The 17,234-nt window shown below is 71.6% G+C and carries 17 protein-coding genes; 12 read left to right on the top strand and 5 right to left on the bottom strand.

Features of this window, described 5'->3' with window-relative positions:
* Positions 1 to 72 precede the first annotated feature (72 nt).
* From ACWD11_RS17530 to ACWD11_RS17485, 10 genes are all read left to right on the top strand, one after another.
* Positions 73 to 1,071: a fumarylacetoacetate hydrolase family protein gene (locus ACWD11_RS17530; protein ID WP_451283883.1), complete on the top strand. Its 999-nt coding sequence runs from the start codon at positions 73 to 75 to the stop codon at positions 1,069 to 1,071.
* Entirely contained in the window at positions 1,068 to 2,024 is a 957-nt protein-coding gene (locus tag ACWD11_RS17525; RefSeq protein ID WP_451283882.1) for a cyclase family protein, read from the top strand. Before ACWD11_RS17530 ends, ACWD11_RS17525 begins: the two co-directional genes overlap by 4 nt.
* Before the next feature lie 24 nt (positions 2,025 to 2,048).
* Positions 2,049 to 3,179, top strand: a complete 1,131-nt coding sequence (locus tag ACWD11_RS17520) for an FAD-dependent oxidoreductase (protein WP_451283880.1) — start codon at positions 2,049 to 2,051, stop codon at positions 3,177 to 3,179.
* The gene (locus ACWD11_RS17515; protein ID WP_451283878.1) at positions 3,176 to 4,201 is read left to right on the top strand and encodes an amidohydrolase family protein; all 1,026 of its coding nucleotides are present in this window, start codon (positions 3,176 to 3,178) and stop codon (positions 4,199 to 4,201) included. The genes ACWD11_RS17520 and ACWD11_RS17515 overlap by 4 nt, the downstream gene beginning before the upstream one ends.
* Before the next feature lie 5 nt (positions 4,202 to 4,206).
* The gene (locus ACWD11_RS17510; RefSeq protein WP_389417348.1) at positions 4,207 to 5,139 is read left to right on the top strand and encodes a VOC family protein; all 933 of its coding nucleotides are present in this window, start codon (positions 4,207 to 4,209) and stop codon (positions 5,137 to 5,139) included.
* Between the two features lie 84 nt (positions 5,140 to 5,223).
* Positions 5,224 to 6,195: a fumarylacetoacetate hydrolase family protein gene (locus tag ACWD11_RS17505; protein WP_451283876.1), complete on the top strand. Its 972-nt coding sequence runs from the start codon at positions 5,224 to 5,226 to the stop codon at positions 6,193 to 6,195.
* Positions 6,192 to 6,947, top strand: coding sequence for an SDR family NAD(P)-dependent oxidoreductase (locus tag ACWD11_RS17500; protein WP_451283874.1), 756 nt, complete (start codon positions 6,192 to 6,194; stop codon positions 6,945 to 6,947). Before ACWD11_RS17505 ends, ACWD11_RS17500 begins: the two co-directional genes overlap by 4 nt.
* Complete coding sequence (locus ACWD11_RS17495) at positions 6,944 to 7,408, top strand: hypothetical protein (protein ID WP_451283872.1); 465 nt, start codon at positions 6,944 to 6,946, stop codon at positions 7,406 to 7,408. The genes ACWD11_RS17500 and ACWD11_RS17495 overlap by 4 nt, the downstream gene beginning before the upstream one ends.
* On the top strand, positions 7,405 to 8,160 hold the full coding sequence (locus ACWD11_RS17490; protein WP_451283870.1) for a CoA transferase subunit A: 756 nt from the start codon (positions 7,405 to 7,407) through the stop codon (positions 8,158 to 8,160). Before ACWD11_RS17495 ends, ACWD11_RS17490 begins: the two co-directional genes overlap by 4 nt.
* Positions 8,160 to 8,807 (top strand): CoA transferase subunit B, encoded by a 648-nt coding sequence (locus ACWD11_RS17485; RefSeq protein WP_389417343.1) that lies wholly within the window; start codon positions 8,160 to 8,162, stop codon positions 8,805 to 8,807. The genes ACWD11_RS17490 and ACWD11_RS17485 overlap by 1 nt, the downstream gene beginning before the upstream one ends.
* Positions 8,808 to 9,298: 491 nt before the next feature.
* On the opposite strand, the gene ACWD11_RS17480 is transcribed toward ACWD11_RS17485, so the two are convergent.
* On the bottom strand, positions 9,299 to 9,745 hold the full coding sequence (locus ACWD11_RS17480; protein ID WP_389417342.1) for an SsgA family sporulation/cell division regulator: 447 nt from the start codon (positions 9,743 to 9,745) through the stop codon (positions 9,299 to 9,301).
* Between the two features lie 195 nt (positions 9,746 to 9,940).
* On the opposite strand from ACWD11_RS17480, the gene ACWD11_RS17475 reads away from it, so the two are divergent.
* On the top strand, positions 9,941 to 10,930 hold the full coding sequence (locus ACWD11_RS17475; RefSeq protein ID WP_451283867.1) for a Gfo/Idh/MocA family protein: 990 nt from the start codon (positions 9,941 to 9,943) through the stop codon (positions 10,928 to 10,930).
* Between the two features lie 104 nt (positions 10,931 to 11,034).
* Here ACWD11_RS17475 and ACWD11_RS17470 read toward each other — a convergent pair whose 3' ends face one another.
* The 4 genes from ACWD11_RS17470 to ACWD11_RS17455 form a co-directional block, all read right to left on the bottom strand.
* Entirely contained in the window at positions 11,035 to 12,477 is a 1,443-nt protein-coding gene (locus ACWD11_RS17470) for a GH1 family beta-glucosidase (protein WP_451283865.1), read from the bottom strand.
* Positions 12,478 to 12,524: 47 nt separating this feature from the next.
* Entirely contained in the window at positions 12,525 to 13,448 is a 924-nt protein-coding gene (locus tag ACWD11_RS17465) for a carbohydrate ABC transporter permease (protein WP_389417339.1), read from the bottom strand.
* Between the two features lie 12 nt (positions 13,449 to 13,460).
* A complete protein-coding gene (locus tag ACWD11_RS17460; protein ID WP_389417338.1) occupies positions 13,461 to 14,459 on the bottom strand; it encodes a carbohydrate ABC transporter permease in 999 nt (332 codons plus the stop codon).
* Between the two features lie 94 nt (positions 14,460 to 14,553).
* Positions 14,554 to 15,867: an ABC transporter substrate-binding protein gene (locus ACWD11_RS17455; RefSeq protein WP_389417337.1), complete on the bottom strand. Its 1,314-nt coding sequence runs from the start codon at positions 15,865 to 15,867 to the stop codon at positions 14,554 to 14,556.
* A gap of 303 nt (positions 15,868 to 16,170) precedes the next feature.
* On the opposite strand from ACWD11_RS17455, the gene ACWD11_RS17450 reads away from it, so the two are divergent.
* Entirely contained in the window at positions 16,171 to 17,187 is a 1,017-nt protein-coding gene (locus ACWD11_RS17450; RefSeq protein ID WP_451283863.1) for a LacI family DNA-binding transcriptional regulator, read from the top strand.
* The last annotated feature ends 47 nt before the right edge of the window (positions 17,188 to 17,234 follow it).

Genomic DNA, 17,234 nt, shown 5'->3' with positions numbered 1-17,234 from the left:
AGTCATCCACAGAATCTATTTCCCTGATCGTGGGTGCGAGGTCCAGATTAGTCGCATCGCCATCAGGAGGACATGTCCGTGAAACCTGACACCGCGTCCGCGCTCTTCGCCGGACCCTTCGCCCTCGCCACCCTCTCGGCCCCGGACGGGCCCCGCTTTCCCGCCCTCGTCACCCCCGACGGGACCGCCCTCGATCTCCGGTCCGTCCTGGGCGATGAACGGCTCACCATGCTCGACGTACTGGACGACTGGGAGGCCCTCCTGCCGAGGCTGCGCGCCCTGGCCGCCGACCCCGGCACCGACCGCACCCCCGTCACCGACCTGCGCGTGCACGCCCCGGTCGCACCCCGCCAGGTCTTCCAGTCCGGCGCCAACTACCGTCAGCACGTCATCGACCTGCACGTCGCCCACCGCGCCCCCGGCGACGACCGGCCCGAGGCCGAACGGCGGGCGGAAGCCGCGGAGATCATGGACCGGCGGGCCGCCGAGGACCTGCCGTACGTGTTCATCGGCCTGCCCAGCGCGATCACCGGCCCCTACGACGACGTCGTCCTGCCCGCCTGGGCCGAGCAGCCGGACTGGGAACTGGAGGTGGCGGTCGTGATCGGCCGGCCCGCCTACCAGGTGTCCGTGGCGGAGGCGGCGGCGCACATCGCGGGCTACACCATCGCCAACGACCTGACCGACCGGGCGACCGTCTTCCGTCGGGACATGCCGCAGATCGGCACCGACTGGCTGCGCAGCAAGAACGCGCCCGGCTTCACCCCGCTCGGGCCGTGGATCGTGCCCGCCGAGTCGGTCGCCGACCCGGACGACCTGCGCCTGACGCTCAAGCTCAACGGCGACACCATGCAGGACGAGTCCACCAAGGACATGATCTTCAAGGTCGCCCGGATGGTGTCCTACGCCTCCCAAAGCGCCCGTCTGCTGCCGGGGGACCTCGTCCTCACCGGCAGCCCCGCCGGCAACGGCATGCACTGGGGCCGGCTGCTGCGCGACGGCGACGTCATGGAGGGTTCCGTCACGGGACTCGGCGTCCAGCGCACCCGCTGCGTCGGGGAGACGGCATGAACCGGCACGACCCCGAGGGCGCCATCGCCGAGGCCGCCAAGTCGTACTCCAACTGGGGCCGTTGGGGCGAGGACGACGTCCTCGGCACCCTGAACTTCCTCGACGAGGGCAAACGCCGCGAGGGCGCAGCGCTCGTCCGGCGCGGCGTCAGCTTCTCGCTGTCCCAGCGCTTCGACATGAACGGCCCGCAAAAGGGCTGGCGCCGGCGCACCAACCCGGTCCACACCATGCTGGACACCGGCACCGACGCCGCCCTCGGCCACCAGGGCTTCCCGCACGGCATCGGCGGCGCCGACGACGTGATCGCCATGCCGCTGCAGTGCTCCACCCAGTGGGACGGCCTCGGGCACATCTTCGACCACGGCAAGGCCTGGAACGGCCGCCCGGCCGAGCGGGTCGTCACCTCCGACGGCGACCTCGTCACCGGTATCGAGCACATGGCCCCGCACGTCGCCGGGCGCGGAGTGCTGCTGGACGTGGGCCGGGTCATCGGCACCGACGGCGAGCTGGCCGACGGGTTCGCCATCACCGAGGAGCATCTGACGACGGCCGCCGAGGCGCACGGAGTGAGCGTCGGCCGCGGGGACATCGTGCTGGTGCGCACCGGCCAGCTGGCACGCGTACGGCGCGAGGGGTGGGGCGAGTACGCGGGCGGCCCCGCGCCGGGCCTGTCCTTCACCACCGCGGGCTGGCTGCACGGCACCGAGATCGCCGCGATCGCCACCGACACCTGGGGCTTCGAGGTACGGCCCAACGAGTTCGACGACGCCTTCCAGCCGCTGCACCAGGTCGCCATCCCCAACATCGGCCTCCTCATCGGCGAGATGTGGGACCTGGAAGCCCTCGCCGAGGACTGCGCGGCCGACGGCACCTACGACTTCTGGCTCACCGCCGCTCCCCTGCCCATCACCGGCGCCGTCGGCTCACCCATCAACCCCATCGCCGTCAAGTAACCAGCGGAACAAGGGAGTTCCCCCATGAGCACAGCCCGCACGGTCCTGGTGATCGGTGGTGGCGCCGCCGGCAACGCCGTGACGATCCTGCTGCGGCGTGCCGGTCTCGCCGTGGACCTGATCGAGGCCAAGGACGACTGGAACGCCACCGCCGGATCCGGCATCACCCTCCAGGGCAACGCCCTTCGCGTACTGCGCGAACTGGGCGTGTGGGACCAGGTCAAGGCATCCGGCTTCGGTTTCGGCTCGGTCGGCATCACCGCCCCCGACGGCACGGTCCTGCACGTCGCCCGCGACATCCGCACCGGCGGCGACGACCTGCCCGCCACCGTCGGCATGCAGCGCCCCCACCTCCAGCGCATCCTCATCGACGCCGTCCGCGCCACGGGCGCCGGTGTGCGCCTCGGAGTGCGCGCCGAGTCCCTGGACACGGACGACGACGGAGTGACCGTACGCTTCACCGACGGCAGCGAGGGCCGCTACGACCTGGTGATCGGCGCGGACGGCCTCGGCTCCGCCACCCGCGCGGCCGTCGGCATCACCGCCAAGCCCGAACCCACCGGCATGGCCATCTGGCGCGTCGCCGCTCCCCGCCCGGCCGGCGTGACCCGCACCGACCTCGCCTACGGCGGCCCCGCCTACATCGCCGGCTACTGCCCGACCAGCGACACGACGCTGTACGCCTATGTCGTCGAGGCCAACCGCGACCGGTCCTCGATCCCGCCGGAGACCTACGCCGAGGAGATGCGGCGCCTGGCCTCGGCCTACGGCGGCTGCTGGCCGGAGATCACCGCGCACATCACCGACCCGGCGCAGGTCAACTACACCTGGTTCGACCGCCTGTTGGTCGAGGGATCCTGGCACCGCGGCCGGGTCGTCCTCGTCGGTGACGCCGCCCACTGCTGCCCGCCGACCCTGGCCCAGGGCGCGGCCCTGTCGCTGGAGGACGCCTGGGTCCTCGCCCAGCTGCTGACCAGCGGCGAGGAGTGGGACGACGCGCTGTTCCAGACGTACTACGAGCGGCGGATCACGCGGGTGCGGCCGGTCGTGGAGGCGTCCGTACAGATCGGGCAGTGGCAGCTCGACGGGGTGCGCGACGCGGACGTACCCGGCCTGATGGGCCGCACCATGACCATGCTCAGGGAGCTGCCGTGACCGCCCCCCAGTCACCCGGCGCCCGCACCTGTCCCACCGTCGACGTGCACGCCCACGTGCTGCTGCCCGAGGTCGAGGCGCTGGTGGCCGACCTGCCGGGACTCGCGGAGGCGAAGGCGCTCGACGCCCGCCGCAACGGCCCCGCCGCCCTCGCGGTCAGCGGCCCCATGGTGGGCGAGCGCATCCCCCTGCTCACCGACGTGACCGCCCGGCTGGCCGCGATGGACGCGCAGGGTGTGGACATCCAGCTCGTCAGCCCCTCCCCCTCCCACTACCACTACTGGACGGACGAGGGGACCGCCGAGAAGCTGTACCGGCTCGCCAACGAGACGACCGCCGCGCACTGTTCGGCCGCCCCCGACCGGCTGCACGGCCTCGGGCTGGTGCCGCTGCAACACCCGCAGCACACGGTCCGCGCGCTCGACCACGCCCTGGAGCAGGGCCTGGCCGGGGTGGAGATCTCCAGCCACGCCCCGGGCCGGGAACTGTCCGACCCGGCGTACGAGCCGCTGTGGTCGCGCGCCGAGGAGACGGGCGCGATCGTCTTCCTGCACCCCTTCGGCTGCACGCTCGACGAGCGCCTGGACCGGTGGTACCTGTCCAACACGGTCGGCCAGCCCACCGAGAACGCCGTCGCCCTGTCCCATCTGATCTTCTCGGGAGTGCTCGACCGCCACCCCGGGCTGAAGGTGCTCGCCGCTCACGGCGGCGGCTATCTGCCCACCCACATCGGCCGCTCCGACCACGCCTGGTCCGCCCGCTCCGACGCGGGCGCCGGCTGCGCGCACCCGCCCAGCAGCTACCTCAAGCGCCTGTACTTCGACTCCCTCGTCCACGACCCGGCCATCCTGCGCGAGCTGGTGCGGGCCGCGGGCCCCGGCCAGGTCCTGCTCGGCTCCGACTTCCCCTTCGACATGGGCACGCGGGACCCCCTCGGCGCACTGCGCGCCGCCCAGCTGCCCGAGGCCGACTTCGAGGCCGTACGCGGCGGCAACGCCATCGCCCTCCTCCGGAAGGACTGACCACCATGCGCCTGCTCACCCATCTGCGCCACGTCGACCTGGCCGTGCCCGACTACGACAAGCAGCTCGACTTCTACGCCGGCGTCTGGGGCCTGACCAAGGTCGCCGAGGACTCCGGCATCTCCTTCCTCGCCGCCGAGGGATCGCCCGAGCAGTACGTGATCCGGCTGCGCAAGGCCGAGGAGAAGCGTCTCGACCTGGTCTCCTACGGCGCCGCCACGCCGGCCGACGTCGACACCCTCGCCGAGCAACTCCTCGCGGGCGGCGTGCAGTTGATCACGCAGCCGGGCAAGGTCGACACCCCCGGAGGCGGTTACGGCTTCCGCTTCTTCGACGTGGACGGCCGCACCATCGAGGTCTCCGCCGACGTGGAGGTGCGCCGGCACCGCAAGATCGAGGAGAAGGAGTCCATCCCGGTCAAGCTGTCCCACGTCGTCCTCAACTCCCCCGACCTGGACCGCACCAAGGACTGGTACGAGCGGCACCTCGGCTTCCGCCTCTCCGACACGCTCAGCTCCCCGCACATGGGCGAGGTCATGCACTTCATGCGGATCTCCAGCCAGCACCACTCGATGGCGCTGGCGAAGGGCCCGCACACCGCCCTGCACCACGTCTCCTTCGAGATGCGCGGCATCGACGAGTACATGCGCGGCTCGGGCCGTGTCATGCGCGCCGGGTTCAAGAAGATCTGGGGCCCCGGCCGCCACATGGCCGGTGACAACACCTTCACCTACTTCCTCGACCCGCACGGCAACACGGTCGAGTACACGACCGAGCTGGAGTGCCTGGACGAGGACACCTGGCACCCGCACGTCTACGACTTCTCCCAGCCCGAGGTCACCGACCAGTGGGGCACCGCCAACCCGATGAACGAACTCATCGCCAAGGAGTCCTTCAACGACCCCGACCGCGGCTGCTTCATCGCCCCGCCGGTCTGATCCCACCCCCCTGCCCCGGGGTGCGGCCGCAGCCCTGTCACGCTCGCGCCGCGCCCCGGGACCGGCCCCAGCCAGGAGCTGCCCATGCGCTTCGCCGCCTACGAACACCACGACCGGCGCCGCCTGGCGGTCGTCGACGACCAGGGAGTGCTGTACCCGGTACCCGGGGTGCGCTCGCTCACCGAGGTCATCGCCGCCGGGGACGGAACCGGCGCACTCCTCGACCTCGGCGCCGCCACCCTCGACGTGCCGCCCGGCCCGCACATCTCCCAGGTGCGCCTGCTGCCACCGCTGCAACCCGCCTCCGTACGCGACTTCGTCACCTTCGAGGAACACGTCGAGGGCGTGCGCCGGTCGGTGGAGGGCACCGGCGGGGTGCCCGAGCAGTGGTACGCCGCGCCCACCTTCTACTTCACCAACCCGCACGCCATCTACGCGTCGGGCGACGACATCCCGATGCCGCCCGGCTCCGCGGTGCTCGACTTCGAGCTGGAAGTCGCCGCCGTCATCGGCCGCGAAGGCCGCGACCTCACCCCCGAGCAGGCACGCGAGCACATCATCGGCTACACCGTCTTCAACGACTGGTCCGCCCGCGACCTCCAGTCCGCCGAGATGAAGGTGGGCCTCGGCCCCTGCAAGGGCAAGGACACCGCCACCACCCTCGGCCCCGTCCTGGTCACCGCCGACGAGCTGGACCGGTACCGGGACGACGAGGGCTTCCTGCGGCTCGCGCTCACCGCCGAGGTCAACGGCGAGATCGTGGGCGAGGACCTGCTGTCCAACATGAGCTGGACGTTCGAGGAGATGGTGGCCTACGCCTCCCGGGGCACCCGGGTCATGCCCGGCGACGTCCTGGGCTCCGGCACCTGCGGTCACGGCGGTTGCCTCGCCGAACTGTGGGGCGTACGCGGCGAGAAGACGCCGCCGCCGCTCAAGCCCGGCGACACCGTCACGCTCACCGTCGAGGGCATCGGCTCGGTCTCCAACACCGTCGTCCCCGGCGCCGACCCCGTCCCCCTGCCGACCGGCAGGCGCCGGCCCCGGGAGCGGCCGTGAACGACCTGCACCCCAAGCGGCTGGCCGGCAAGGTCGTCGTGGTCACCGGCGCGGCCCGCGGACAGGGCGCCGCCGAGGCGGAGGCCCTGGTGCGGGAGGGGGCCCGTGTCATCGCCACCGACGTGGAGCCCGGCGACGGCTGCCGCCGCCTCGACGTCACCAGCGAGACGGAGTGGGCCGCCCTCGCCGCCGAGCTCAAGGAGGCGTACGGGCGGGTCCACGGCCTGGTCAACAACGCCGGCGTCACCTGGCGTGCCCGCATCGCCGATGTGCGTGCCGAGGACATGGCACGCGTCCACGCCGTCAACGTCACCGGCCCACTGCTCGGCATCCAGCACCTGAGCCCGCTCATGCCGCCCGGCTCCTCCATCGTCAACGTCGGCTCCTCTGCGGCCCTCACGGCGCACTACCCGGTCGCCTATACGACGAGCAAGTGGGCCCTGCGCGGGCTGTCGAAGACCGCGGCCCTCGACCTCGGACCGCGCGGCATCCGCGTCAACACCATCCACCCCGGTTACATCGAGACCGAGATGACCGCCTCCGCCGCCCCGTCCTTCCGCGAGGCCAACATCCGCGAGACACCCCTGGGCCGCACCGGCACCGTCCACGAGATCGCCCCGCTCGTCGTCTTCCTGCTGTCGGACCAGTCGTCCTTCATCACCGGCGCCGAGATCCCCGTGGACGGCGGCCTGACCGCACACGGCGGCGTGAAGTCCGTCTCGGATGCCCTCCTCGCGGAGAACCGGGCATGACGCGGCGCAACGGCGACGTGGCCCTGATCTCCGGGACCGCCCGCGGCCAGGGCCGGGCCGCGGCGCTGCGCGCGGAACCGGACTCGGTGCGGCTGGCCGCCTGGCCGCACCTGGCCCGCAGCCGCGGTTGCATCCGCACCGTCGGCTCCACGACGGGACTCACCGGCTCGCTCGCCGACCGGCTCGCGCCGACCCGGCAACTCGCCGCCGAAGGAGTCCCGCACGGCATCCGCGCCAATGGCGTCAGCCCCGGCATGCTCGGCACCCCGGGTCCCGCGCCGGTCTCTTCGCCGATCTCTGCGCCGACGAGCCTCCGATGCGCGCCGTCGGCCGCCACATCCCGCTCGGCCGCCTCGGCCGCCCTGACGCGGCCACGTACATCACGGGCGCCCATCTCGTCGTCGACGGCGGCCGGCCCCGTGCTGCCCGGCGCGACTCCCCGAAAGGACTCCCCCGCATGAACAAGGTCCGCCCGAGCGCCACCGAGGCGGTCGCCGACATCCCGGACGGCGCCTCGCTGGCCGTCGGCGGCTTCGGCCTCAGCGGCGTGCCCGAGACCCTCATCCGCGCCCTGCACGCCCAGGGCGCCGGCCGCCTGGAGATCATCTCCAACAACTGCGGCGTGGACGGCCGCGGCCTCGGCGTCCTGCTCGCCGCCGGCCGCATCGCGCGGGTGACCGGCTCCTACGTCGGTGAGAACCGGGAGTTCGCCCGCCAGTACCTCTCCGGCGAGCTCGAGGTCGAACTGGTCCCGCAGGGCACGCTGGCCGAGCGGCTGCGCGCGGGCGGCGCCGGCATCCCGGCCTTCTACACCCCCGCCGGTGTCGGCACCGCGGTCGCGCACGGCGGTCTGCCCTGGCGCTACGCCCCCGACGGCTCGGTCACCGTGGCCTCCCCGCCCAAGGAGACCCGCGAGTTCGCCGGCCGCCCGCACGTCCTGGAGCACGGCATCACCACCGACTTCGCCCTCGTCCGCGCCTGGCGCGGCGACCGCCACGGCAACCTCTGCTTCCGCCGGGCCGCCGCCAACTTCAATCCCCTGGCCGCGATGGCGGGCCGCGTCACGATCGCCGAGGTGGAGGAACCCGTCGAGCCGGGCGACCTGAACCCGAACGAGGTCCATGTGCCCGGCATCTACGTCCAGCGGGTCACGGTGCTGACCGCCGAGGAAGCCGCCGACAAGCAGATCGAGAAGAGGACGGTACGTTCCTGATGGCCTGGACCCGCGACCAGATGGCCGCCCGCGCCGCCGCCGAACTCACCGACGGCTCCTACGTCAACCTGGGCATCGGCCTGCCCACCCTCATCCCCGGCCACCTCCCGCCCGGCGTGCACGTCGTCCTGCACTCCGAGAACGGCATCCTCGGCACCGGCCCCTACCCCACCGAGCCGGAGGTCGACCCCGACCTCATCAACGCGGGCAAGGAGACCGTCACCGTCCTGCCCGGAGCGAGCTTCTTCGACTCCGCGCTCTCCTTCGGCATGATCCGCGGCGGGCACATCGACACCGCCGTCCTGGGCGCCATGCAGGTCTCGCAGCGAGGAGACCTGGCCAACTGGATGATCCCCGGGAAGATGGTCAAGGGCATGGGCGGGGCGATGGACCTCGTGCACGGCGCACGCCGGGTCATCGTCCTGATGGAGCACACCGCCAAGGACGGCAGCCCCAAGCTCCTCGAGGAATGCACCCTCCCCCTCACCGGGGAACGGTGCGTCCACCGCGTCATCACCGACCTCGGGGTCCTGGACATCACCCCGGACGGCATCGCCCTGGTCGAGACCGCCCCCGGGGTCACGGTGGAGGAGATCGCCGCGCACACCGACGCTCCGCTGCGCGTGGAGCAGCCGACGCGGAGGTGACGGGGGCGCCGGGCCGCTCCCGGGTCAGGCCATGCCGAACCGCTCGGCGTGCACCTGGCGCTCGGGCCGAACGGCGGGACGCCCTGCTCACCGGTCCGGCCGGCGAGCAGGTGCAACCGTCCGCCCCGCTGGGCGACCAGATGGCGCACCTCGTTCAGCAGCACGGCCTCGGCCTCGCTGCGCACCCGGTACAGCACGACGACGTCCCTGTCCGCCCGGCGCCGCCGACAGGGAGAAGGGGTTGGCGGTCCACCAGTGGTTCTGTCCGGGGAAGCGCCAGATGCAGAACTGCCCGGCAAGGGCGGGGAACCGGTCGAGGTGCCGTCCGGTGCCGTACACCGAGACCGTCGTCTCCTGCAACTGTGCACGAACGCCAGCCCCAGGCGACGTAGAGCAGCAGGTGCAGTCCGTGCCACACCTCGTACCGGAGCCGGCGCCGAAACCGACCCAGCGGTGCCACCCCGTCAGCCGGTCCATCCCGATCCGCCGGCTCACGAGCCGCCGAGCAGCTCCCGGGTGACGGCGTCCCAGTCGACGTCACGCAGTTCCGTGCCGATCGGCACCAGCGCGCACGTCCGGGTCAGCCACTCCTGGAGCTCGGGCAGGCCGACGTCGAACTGGGCCGTGGCGCCGTGCTCCTGCAGGCGCACCCGCACCAGGGCGCCGTACCGCGTCGGCCGGATCCGCACATCGCCGATGCCGCTGGGCTCCGACAGTCCCTCCACCAGCAGGTCACGGCTGATCTGCCAGGTCACCGCGGGCTCCCCCGCCGGCCTGAAGACCAGGGTCACGAACAGCGGGTCGGCCGGATCGTAGGAGAACTCAGCCTGCAGCGGAGCCCTGGACTCCCCCACCACCTGGTGCACCGTCAAGGACAACGGTTCCAGCCCGCTGGTCGCACGGTTCTTCCCGCCCGGTTCGAAATGCTTGCCGTTCATACACCCCTCCGCCCGTTCATTCTTCTTCAGCGCTCGACGCTCCCGACAGCGCGAGTACCCCCGTACGGCCACAACTCGCCTCCCGCAATGTGATGAACCGTCAGCTCATCGAATTGACGGTGCCGGGACACACCCGGTGGGAACGTGCCCATAGAGTGCGGGGTGTACGCGAGCACCGCTGAACAGGAGAAGCACGTGAGCGATCAGCCCGTCCGTTGGGGTGTCCTGGCCACCGGAGGCATGGCCGCCGCCTTCACCGAGGATCTGCTGCGACTGCCGGACGCCCGGGTCACCGCGGTCGGGTCCCGGTCGGCCGAGTCCGCGCAGGCGTTCGCGGCCCGGTTCGGCATCCCCCGCGCCCACGGCAGCTGGCGGGAGCTGGCCGCCGACCCGGAGGTCGACGTCGTCTACGTCGCCACCCCCCACGCCCAGCATGTCGCCGCCGCGACGGCCTGTCTGGAGGCCGGCAAGCCGGTGCTGTGCGAGAAGCCGTTCGCCCTCAGCGGCCGGCAGGCCCGCCAACTGACCGGACTGGCCGAGAAGCAGGGCCTGTTCGTGATGGAGGCGATGTGGACCTGCCTCAACCCGGCCGTCCTGCGCATCGCGGAGCTGGTGGCCGAGGGGGCCATCGGCGAGGTCCGCGCCCTGCACGCCGACTTCGGCGCCCGCGTGGACGCGCCCCAGGACCACCGCCTGTGGGACCCCGCGGCCGGCGGCGGCGCCCTGCTGGACCTGGGCACCTACCCCGTCTCCTTCGCCCACCTGATCCTCGGCGCCCCGGAGACGGTCACCGCCCACGCCCGGCTCTCGCCGCGCGGTGTCGACGAGCAGACGGGCATCCTGCTCGGCTACCGGGACGGCGCGATGGCCGTCCTGACGTGCTCGCTGCTCGCGCAGGACGAGCACCGGGCGACGGTGTACGGCACCACCGGCCGCATCGAGATACCGGCCGACTTCTACAACCCCCGTTCCTTCGTGCTGCACCGCGACGGCCACGAGCCCCGGACCGTGACCGCCGCACAGCAGGAAGGACACGGCTACGGGCACCAGGCCCGAGAGGTGATGCGCTGCCTGCGGGCGGGCCTGACGGCGTCCCCGCTGCTGCCCCCGGCCCACACCCTCGCCGTGATGGACACCCTGGACCAGGTGCGCGAACGGACCGGCGTGCGCTACCCCGGCGAGTGACGCACGCGAGCCCGTCCTCCGGCCCGGTGGTCCGGGCCGGAGGACGGGCTGCGGGACGCGGCACCCGTGCGGGGCGGGCTGGAAGGCGCCGCGCCAGGCGTGGGTCAGGCGCCGGGCAGGACGCCGGTGCGCGCCACCTGGGAGTACCAGCGGGCGCTGGCCTTGGGGATGCGCCGCCCGGTCGGGTAGTCCACGTAGACGGCGCCGAAGCGCTTGCTGTAGCCGTGCGCCCACTCGAAGTTGTCCAGCAGCGACCACAGGAAGTACCCGCGCACGTCGGAGCCGTCGCGCAGGGCGTCGTGCACGGCGGCCAGGTGGTCGCGCACATAGGCGATCCGGCCCGGGTCGTTGACGTTGCCCTCGGGGTCGGCGTAGTCGTCGAACGCCGCGCCGTTCTCGGTGATGACCAGCGGCAGCCGAGGGAACTCGGACGACAGCCGGCGCAGCAGCTCGTACAGACCGCTCGGGTCGATGGCCCAGCCCATGGCGGTGGTCTGACCCGGTGACTGGTGGAAGGCGACCTCGTCGGCGGCCGGCCACGGGCTGAACGCGCTCTTGCCGTGCCCGTCGGAGGTGTGGGTGCCGCTGCCGTCGGCCTGCGAGACGAGCGTGGGCGAGTAGTAGTTGACGCCGAGGAAGTCCAGCGGCTGGTGTGCCGTCTCCAGGTCACCGTCGCGCACGAAGGACCAGTCGGTCAGGGTGGCGGTGTCCTTGAACAGGTCCTCCGGGTAGGCGCCGCGCAGCATCGGGCCGGTGAAGACGCGGTTGGCCAGGGCGTCGATGCGGCGCGCGGCGTCGAGGTCGGCCTCGGTCGCGGTGAGCGGGCGTACGTGGTGGATGTTGAGGGTCACCGAGACCTGGGCGTCGGCGCGCAGGCGGTCGCGCAGCGCCTGTACGGCCATGCCGTGGCCGAGGTTGAGGTGGTGGGCGGCGCGCAGGGCGGCGACCGGGTCGGTGCGGCCGGGGGCGTGCACGCCTGAGCCGTAGCCGAGGAAGGCGCTGCACCAGGGCTCGTTCAGGGTGGTCCAGGTGCGCACCCGGTCGCCGAGGGCTTCGGCGGCCAGTGAGGCGTACTCGGCGAACCGCTCGGCGGTGGCGCGTTCGGGCCAGCCGCCGGCGTCCTCCAACTCCTGGGGCAGGTCCCAGTGGTAGAGGGTGGCGACCGGCTGGATGCCCTTGTCGAGCAGGTCGTCGACGAGACGCCGGTAGAAGTCCAGGCCCTTCTGTACGGCGGGGCCGCGGCCGGTGGGCTGGATGCGGGGCCAGGCGAGGGAGAAGCGGTAGGCGCCGACGCCGAGTTCGGCCATGAGGGCGACGTCCTCGCGCCAGCGGTGGTAGTGGTCGGTGGCGATGTCACCGGTGTCGCCGTTGCGGACCCGGCCCGGGGTGCGGGCGTAGGTGTCCCAGATGGACGGGGTGCGGCCGTCCTCGCCGGCGGCCCCCTCGATCTGGTAGGAGGCGGTCGCGGTGCCCCAGAGGAAGCCCTTCGGGAAGGTGCGGGAGGCGTTCGGGGCGGACTCGGGCTGCTGTCGTGCTGCGGTGACCACGGAGGTCCTTTCGGAAATGGGGGGAATCGATGGGAGTGGGACGAGGGTCAGCCCTTGACCGCGCCGGCCATGATGCCGCTGACGATCTGGCGGCCGAAGACGATGAACATCGCCAGCAGCGGGAGCGTGCCGAGGAGCGCGCCCGCCATGATCAGGGACTGGTCGCGGACGTAACCGGCGCTGAGCTGGGTGAGGGCGACGGGGACGGTCGGGTTGCTCATGTCGAGCACCACGAACGGCCAGAAGAAGTCGTTCCAGGCGTGCACGAAGGTGATCATGAAGAGGACCGCCATCGCGGGGCGCGCGACGGGCAGCACGATGCTCCAGAAGATCCGCAGGGAGTGCGCGCCGTCCACCCGGCCCGCCTCGACCAGCTCGTCCGGCAGCGCCTCGGTGAGGTACTGCCGCATGAAGAACACTCCGACGGCGCTGACCAGGGTGGGGAAGATGACGGCGGGCAGCTGCTGCGACCAGCCCAGCTCGGACATCATCATGAACAGCGGTACGACGCCGAGTTGGGGCGGCACCATCATCGTGCCGATCACCAGCATGAGCAGGACGTTGCGGCCCTTGAAGCGGAGTTTGGCGAAGGCGAAGCCGGCCAGGGTCGCGAACATCACCGTGGACAGGGCGATCACCCCGGCCACGATCGTGCTGTTGATCATGGCCTTGCCCATGGCCGCCTCGTCCCAGGCGCGGGCGAGGTTGCTGAACAGGTTCGGTCCGGGCAGGAACGGCGGTGGCGTCTGGCTGACGCGGGTGTTGTCGGTCGAGGCCGCCACCATCGTCCAGTACAGCGGGAAGATCGACACGATCGCGACGATCCCGAGCAGGACGTAGGAGAGCGGGCCCGCGTGGTGCTGGCGGCCGGCGCCCGGCCGGAACACCCGGAGGCTGCGGCGGGCGGCGGGCTTGGTGACGGGGATCCGGGCGGGGGCGTCCGTCCGGACCGGGAGGCTTTCGGTGGTCATGACGACTCCTGGTCAGGACGTACGGGCACGCAGGCGCGTGATGAGGCGCTGCGCCACGAAGACGACGACGAGCAGCAGGAACATCGCCCAGGCGACGGTCGCCGAGCGGCCCATCTGGTAGTTCTTCCAGCCCTCCTCGTACAGCAGCAGGCCCAGCGTCTGGTACTGGTTGTCGGCGCCGCCGGAGATGCCGTTGGGGCCCTGGCCGAAGATCAGCGGCTCACCGAAGAGCTGGGTCGCGCCGATGGTGGAGAGCACGATGGTGAAGACGATGGTGGAGCGGATCCCGGGCACGGTGACGTGGGTGAACTGCTTCCAGCGGGAGGCGCCGTCGAGGGCGGCGGCCTCGTACCGGTCGGCGGGGATGGCCTGCATGGCGGCGAGGTAGAGCAGCGCGTTGTAGCCGGTCCAGCGCCAGATGACGATGGTGGAGATGGCGATCTGGGCGGGCCACTTGTCGGCCTCCCAGTCCACCGGGTCCAGGCCGACCGTGCCGAACGCCCAGTTGATCATGCCGAAGTCACGCTCGAAGAGCATGGTGAACACCAGGGCGGCGGCACCGACCGAGGTGGCGTAGGGCACGAGCGAGGCGACCCGGAAGAAGAGCGAGCCGCGCATGCGGTAGTTGAGCAGGTGCGCCAGCCCGAGCGCCATCAGCAGCTGCGGCACCGTGGAGATGATGCCGATGGTGATGGTGTTGGCCAGCGCGTTCCAGAAGCGCTCGTCGTTCCACAGCTCGACGTAGTTGTCGAACGCCACCCACTCCATGAGGTCCAGGGTGGCGAGCTCCACCCGGTGCAGGGAGATCCAGGAGGTGTAGACGAGGGGGTAGAAGCTGAACGCGGCGAACACGACGAAGAACGGAGCGACGAAGGCGTAGGGCGCGCCCTTGACGTCGATGCGGTGCAACAGCGCGCCGCGGCGCCGGCCGGCGCCTTTGCCGCCGCCGGGGTGCGGGGTCGGACCCCGACGGCCCTCGCCGACCTGGGCCTTGGTGGTGGAGGTGGCCACCGGATTTCCTTCCTGAGAGCGGATGAGGGGCCGGGGCCCGGGCCCGCCCGCCGTCGAGGACGGGCGGGCCCGGGCGGCCGGAGCGGTCGACGGGTCAGCCGACCGCCTTCTCGATGCGCTCCGCGGTGGTCTCCCACGCCTTGTCACGTGAGGTGCCCTGCTGCTCGATCAGGGTCAGGCCCTGGGAGAAGGTGTCCTTGATCGTGCCGTCCTTGCGGCCGAGGACCTGCTTGTCCGGGATCTCCTGGGCGGCGGCGCCGAAGATCTCACCGATCGGGGCGTTGTTGAAGTACTCCGAGGTGATGCTCTTGACGTCCGGGCTCTCCAGCGCCTTCTGCGAGGACGGGACGCTGCCCTGCTTCTCGAAGATGTGCGCCTGCTGCTCCGGCGCGGTCAGCCAGGCGGCGAGCTTCTTCGCCTCCTCCTTCACCGGGCTCTGCTCGACCACGCCGAGGAAGGAGCCACCCCAGTTGGCGCCCTTGGGGGCCTTGGCGACGTCCCACTTGCCCTTGTTCGCCTCGCCGGCCTTCTCACCGATGTGGCCGAGCATCCAGGCCGGGCAGACGGCCGTGGCGAACGTGCCGTTGGCCAGGCCGGGGTCCCAACCGGGCTGGAACTGACGGAGCTTGGCGGACAGGCCGTCCTCGGCGGCGTCCGCGGCGAGGTTCCACGCCTCCTTGACGGCCGGGTTCTTGTCGTAGATCAGCTCGCCCTGGGCGTCGTAGTACTGCTCGGGGTAGCCGTAGACCATGGCGTTGAACAGGCCGCTGGCGGCGTCCATGAACGCCACGTCACCGTCCTTGAAGTCCTTCTTGAAGGTGCGGCCGACCTCGACGTACTTCTTCCAGTCGCCCTCCCACAGCTTGGCGACCTCGTCGCGGTCGCTGGGCAGGCCGGCCTGCTCGAAGTAGTCCTTGCGGTAGCAGACCGCCATCGGGCCGATGTCGGTGCCCAGGCCCAGGACCTTGCCGTCCTCGGTGGTGATCTGGGACTGCTTCCACGGCAGGAAGTGGTCGGTGCCCGCCACGTCGGAGAAGTCCGCGAACTTGTCGGCCTGGGTGTCGACGATCTCCTTGGCGCGGCCGATCTCGATGCCCTGGATGTCCTTCAGGCCCTTGCCGGCCGCGAGCCGGGTCTGCAGCGCGGTGTAGTACGTCTGCTCGTCACCGGCTATCTCGGCCTTGATCTCGACGCCCGGGTTCTCCTTCTCGTACTGCTCCAGCAGGCCCGTCTCCTTGAAGCCCATCACCCCGTACAGGCCCACGGTGATGACGACCTTGCCGTCCTTCTTGCCGCCGCCGGTGACGGAGTCGTCGTTGCCGCCGCAGCCGACGACGAGCGCGAGCGCGCCGGTGGCCGCGACGGCCGCGAGCGCTCTGGTCCGTGATGACCTTCGAACAGTTGCCATGTTTCTTCCTCCAAGCGACGGCGCTGACGCACCGGAGCAGCGGGTTCCGCGATCTACGGGGTGGGGCGTTTTGTCGGTGGGCACGTTCCCACCGAGGGGTGGGAACGTGCCCACCAGTGGATGGAAGACTCGTGGCAGGGATCGGCTATGTCAATAACTTGAAAACAATTCGTGACTGAAGCCCTGGTTCGGTGTTCGGTTCGTGACTTTGGCGGGGGTGCTGTCCCCCGTTCCGCGTCTGCCACAATTGCCGCTGGTCACGTCCGCGGCCGGTGCCGCCGCGGCTGCTGCCGGGAGGAGCACATGACAGGGAACCGCCGTCCCACGATCAAGACGGTCGCCGCCCGTGCCGGGGTGGGTCGGACCACGGTGTCCCGCGTCATCAACGGCTCGGAACTCGTCAGCGCCGACGCGCGGGCCCGGGTGCTGGCCGCGATCAAGGAGCTGGACTACGTCCCCAACTCGGTCGCCCGCGGACTGGTCACCAACCGCACCAACGCGGTGGCCCTGGTGATCCCCGAGTCGGAGAGCCGGCTCGGCTCGGAGCCCTACTTCGCCGCCCTGATCCGCGGCGTGAGCGGCGCGCTCTCCGAGACCCGCACCCAGCTCCAGCTGATGCTCGTCCGCGACCAGTCCGAACGGGACCAGCTGGCCGCGTCGGTGGCCACCCGCCGGGTCGACGGCGTCCTGCTGGTCTCGGTCCACGCCCACGACCAACTGCCCGGCATGCTGGAGGAGATGGGCCTGCCCACGGTGCTGGCGGGCCGCCGCGACGAGAACGAGCCGCTGAGCTACGTCACCGCCGACAACGCCGGGGGCGCCGCCGCGGCCGTCCGGCATCTGCTGGACAGCGGCCGGCGCCGCATCGCCACGATCACCGGCGCGCTCGACATGGACGTCGGCCGCAGCCGCCTCGAGGGCTGGCGCGCCGCCCACGCGGAGGCGGGGGTTCCGGCCGATGAACTCCTGGTCGAGGTGGGCGACTTCACCGAGGAGGGCGGCCGCCGGGCGATGCGTTCGCTTCTTGAACGTGCACCGGATCTGGACGCCGTCTTCGCCGCGTCCGACCTGATGGCCGTCAGCGCCCTGAGCGAACTGCGCCGCCAGGGACGGCAGGTGCCGGGTGACGTCGCCGTCGTCGGCTTCGAGGACTCCGTCCTCGCCCGCCACACCAACCCGCCGCTGACCACGATCCGGCAGCCGGTCGAGGAACTGGGCCGGATGATGGCGGCGATCCTGCTCGACGAGATCAGCGAGGTCCCGTCCGCCGAGCGGCAGTTGACGCTGCCTACGGAGCTGGTGGTGCGGGAGTCGTCCTGAGGGGCGGCTGCGGGGGCGCTCGGTGGAAGCAGGGCGGACCGGCTGCG

The sequence above is a fragment of the Streptomyces sp. NPDC002776 genome, assembly GCF_053592195.1.
This window is presented reverse-complemented; position numbering and strand designations above follow the sequence as displayed.

Excerpts from the sequence above, each read along its gene's own strand:
- ACWD11_RS17510 (WP_389417348.1), top strand. The coding sequence starts at position 4,207 with ATGCGCCTGCTCACCCATCTGCGCCACGTCGACCTGGCCGTGCCCGAC.
- ACWD11_RS17480 (WP_389417342.1), bottom strand. The coding sequence starts at position 9,745 with ATGAACGGCAAGCATTTCGAACCGGGCGGGAAGAACCGTGCGACCAGC.
- ACWD11_RS17450 (WP_451283863.1), top strand. The coding sequence starts at position 16,171 with ATGACAGGGAACCGCCGTCCCACGATCAAGACGGTCGCCGCCCGTGCC.
- ACWD11_RS17455 (WP_389417337.1), bottom strand. The coding sequence starts at position 15,867 with ATGGCAACTGTTCGAAGGTCATCACGGACCAGAGCGCTCGCGGCCGTC.
- ACWD11_RS17495 (WP_451283872.1), top strand. The coding sequence starts at position 6,944 with ATGACGCGGCGCAACGGCGACGTGGCCCTGATCTCCGGGACCGCCCGC.
- ACWD11_RS17530 (WP_451283883.1), top strand. The coding sequence starts at position 73 with ATGTCCGTGAAACCTGACACCGCGTCCGCGCTCTTCGCCGGACCCTTC.
- ACWD11_RS17465 (WP_389417339.1), bottom strand. The coding sequence starts at position 13,448 with ATGACCACCGAAAGCCTCCCGGTCCGGACGGACGCCCCCGCCCGGATC.
- ACWD11_RS17525 (WP_451283882.1), top strand. The coding sequence starts at position 1,068 with ATGAACCGGCACGACCCCGAGGGCGCCATCGCCGAGGCCGCCAAGTCG.
- ACWD11_RS17505 (WP_451283876.1), top strand. The coding sequence starts at position 5,224 with ATGCGCTTCGCCGCCTACGAACACCACGACCGGCGCCGCCTGGCGGTC.
- ACWD11_RS17485 (WP_389417343.1), top strand. The coding sequence starts at position 8,160 with ATGGCCTGGACCCGCGACCAGATGGCCGCCCGCGCCGCCGCCGAACTC.
- ACWD11_RS17490 (WP_451283870.1), top strand. The coding sequence starts at position 7,405 with ATGAACAAGGTCCGCCCGAGCGCCACCGAGGCGGTCGCCGACATCCCG.
- ACWD11_RS17520 (WP_451283880.1), top strand. The coding sequence starts at position 2,049 with ATGAGCACAGCCCGCACGGTCCTGGTGATCGGTGGTGGCGCCGCCGGC.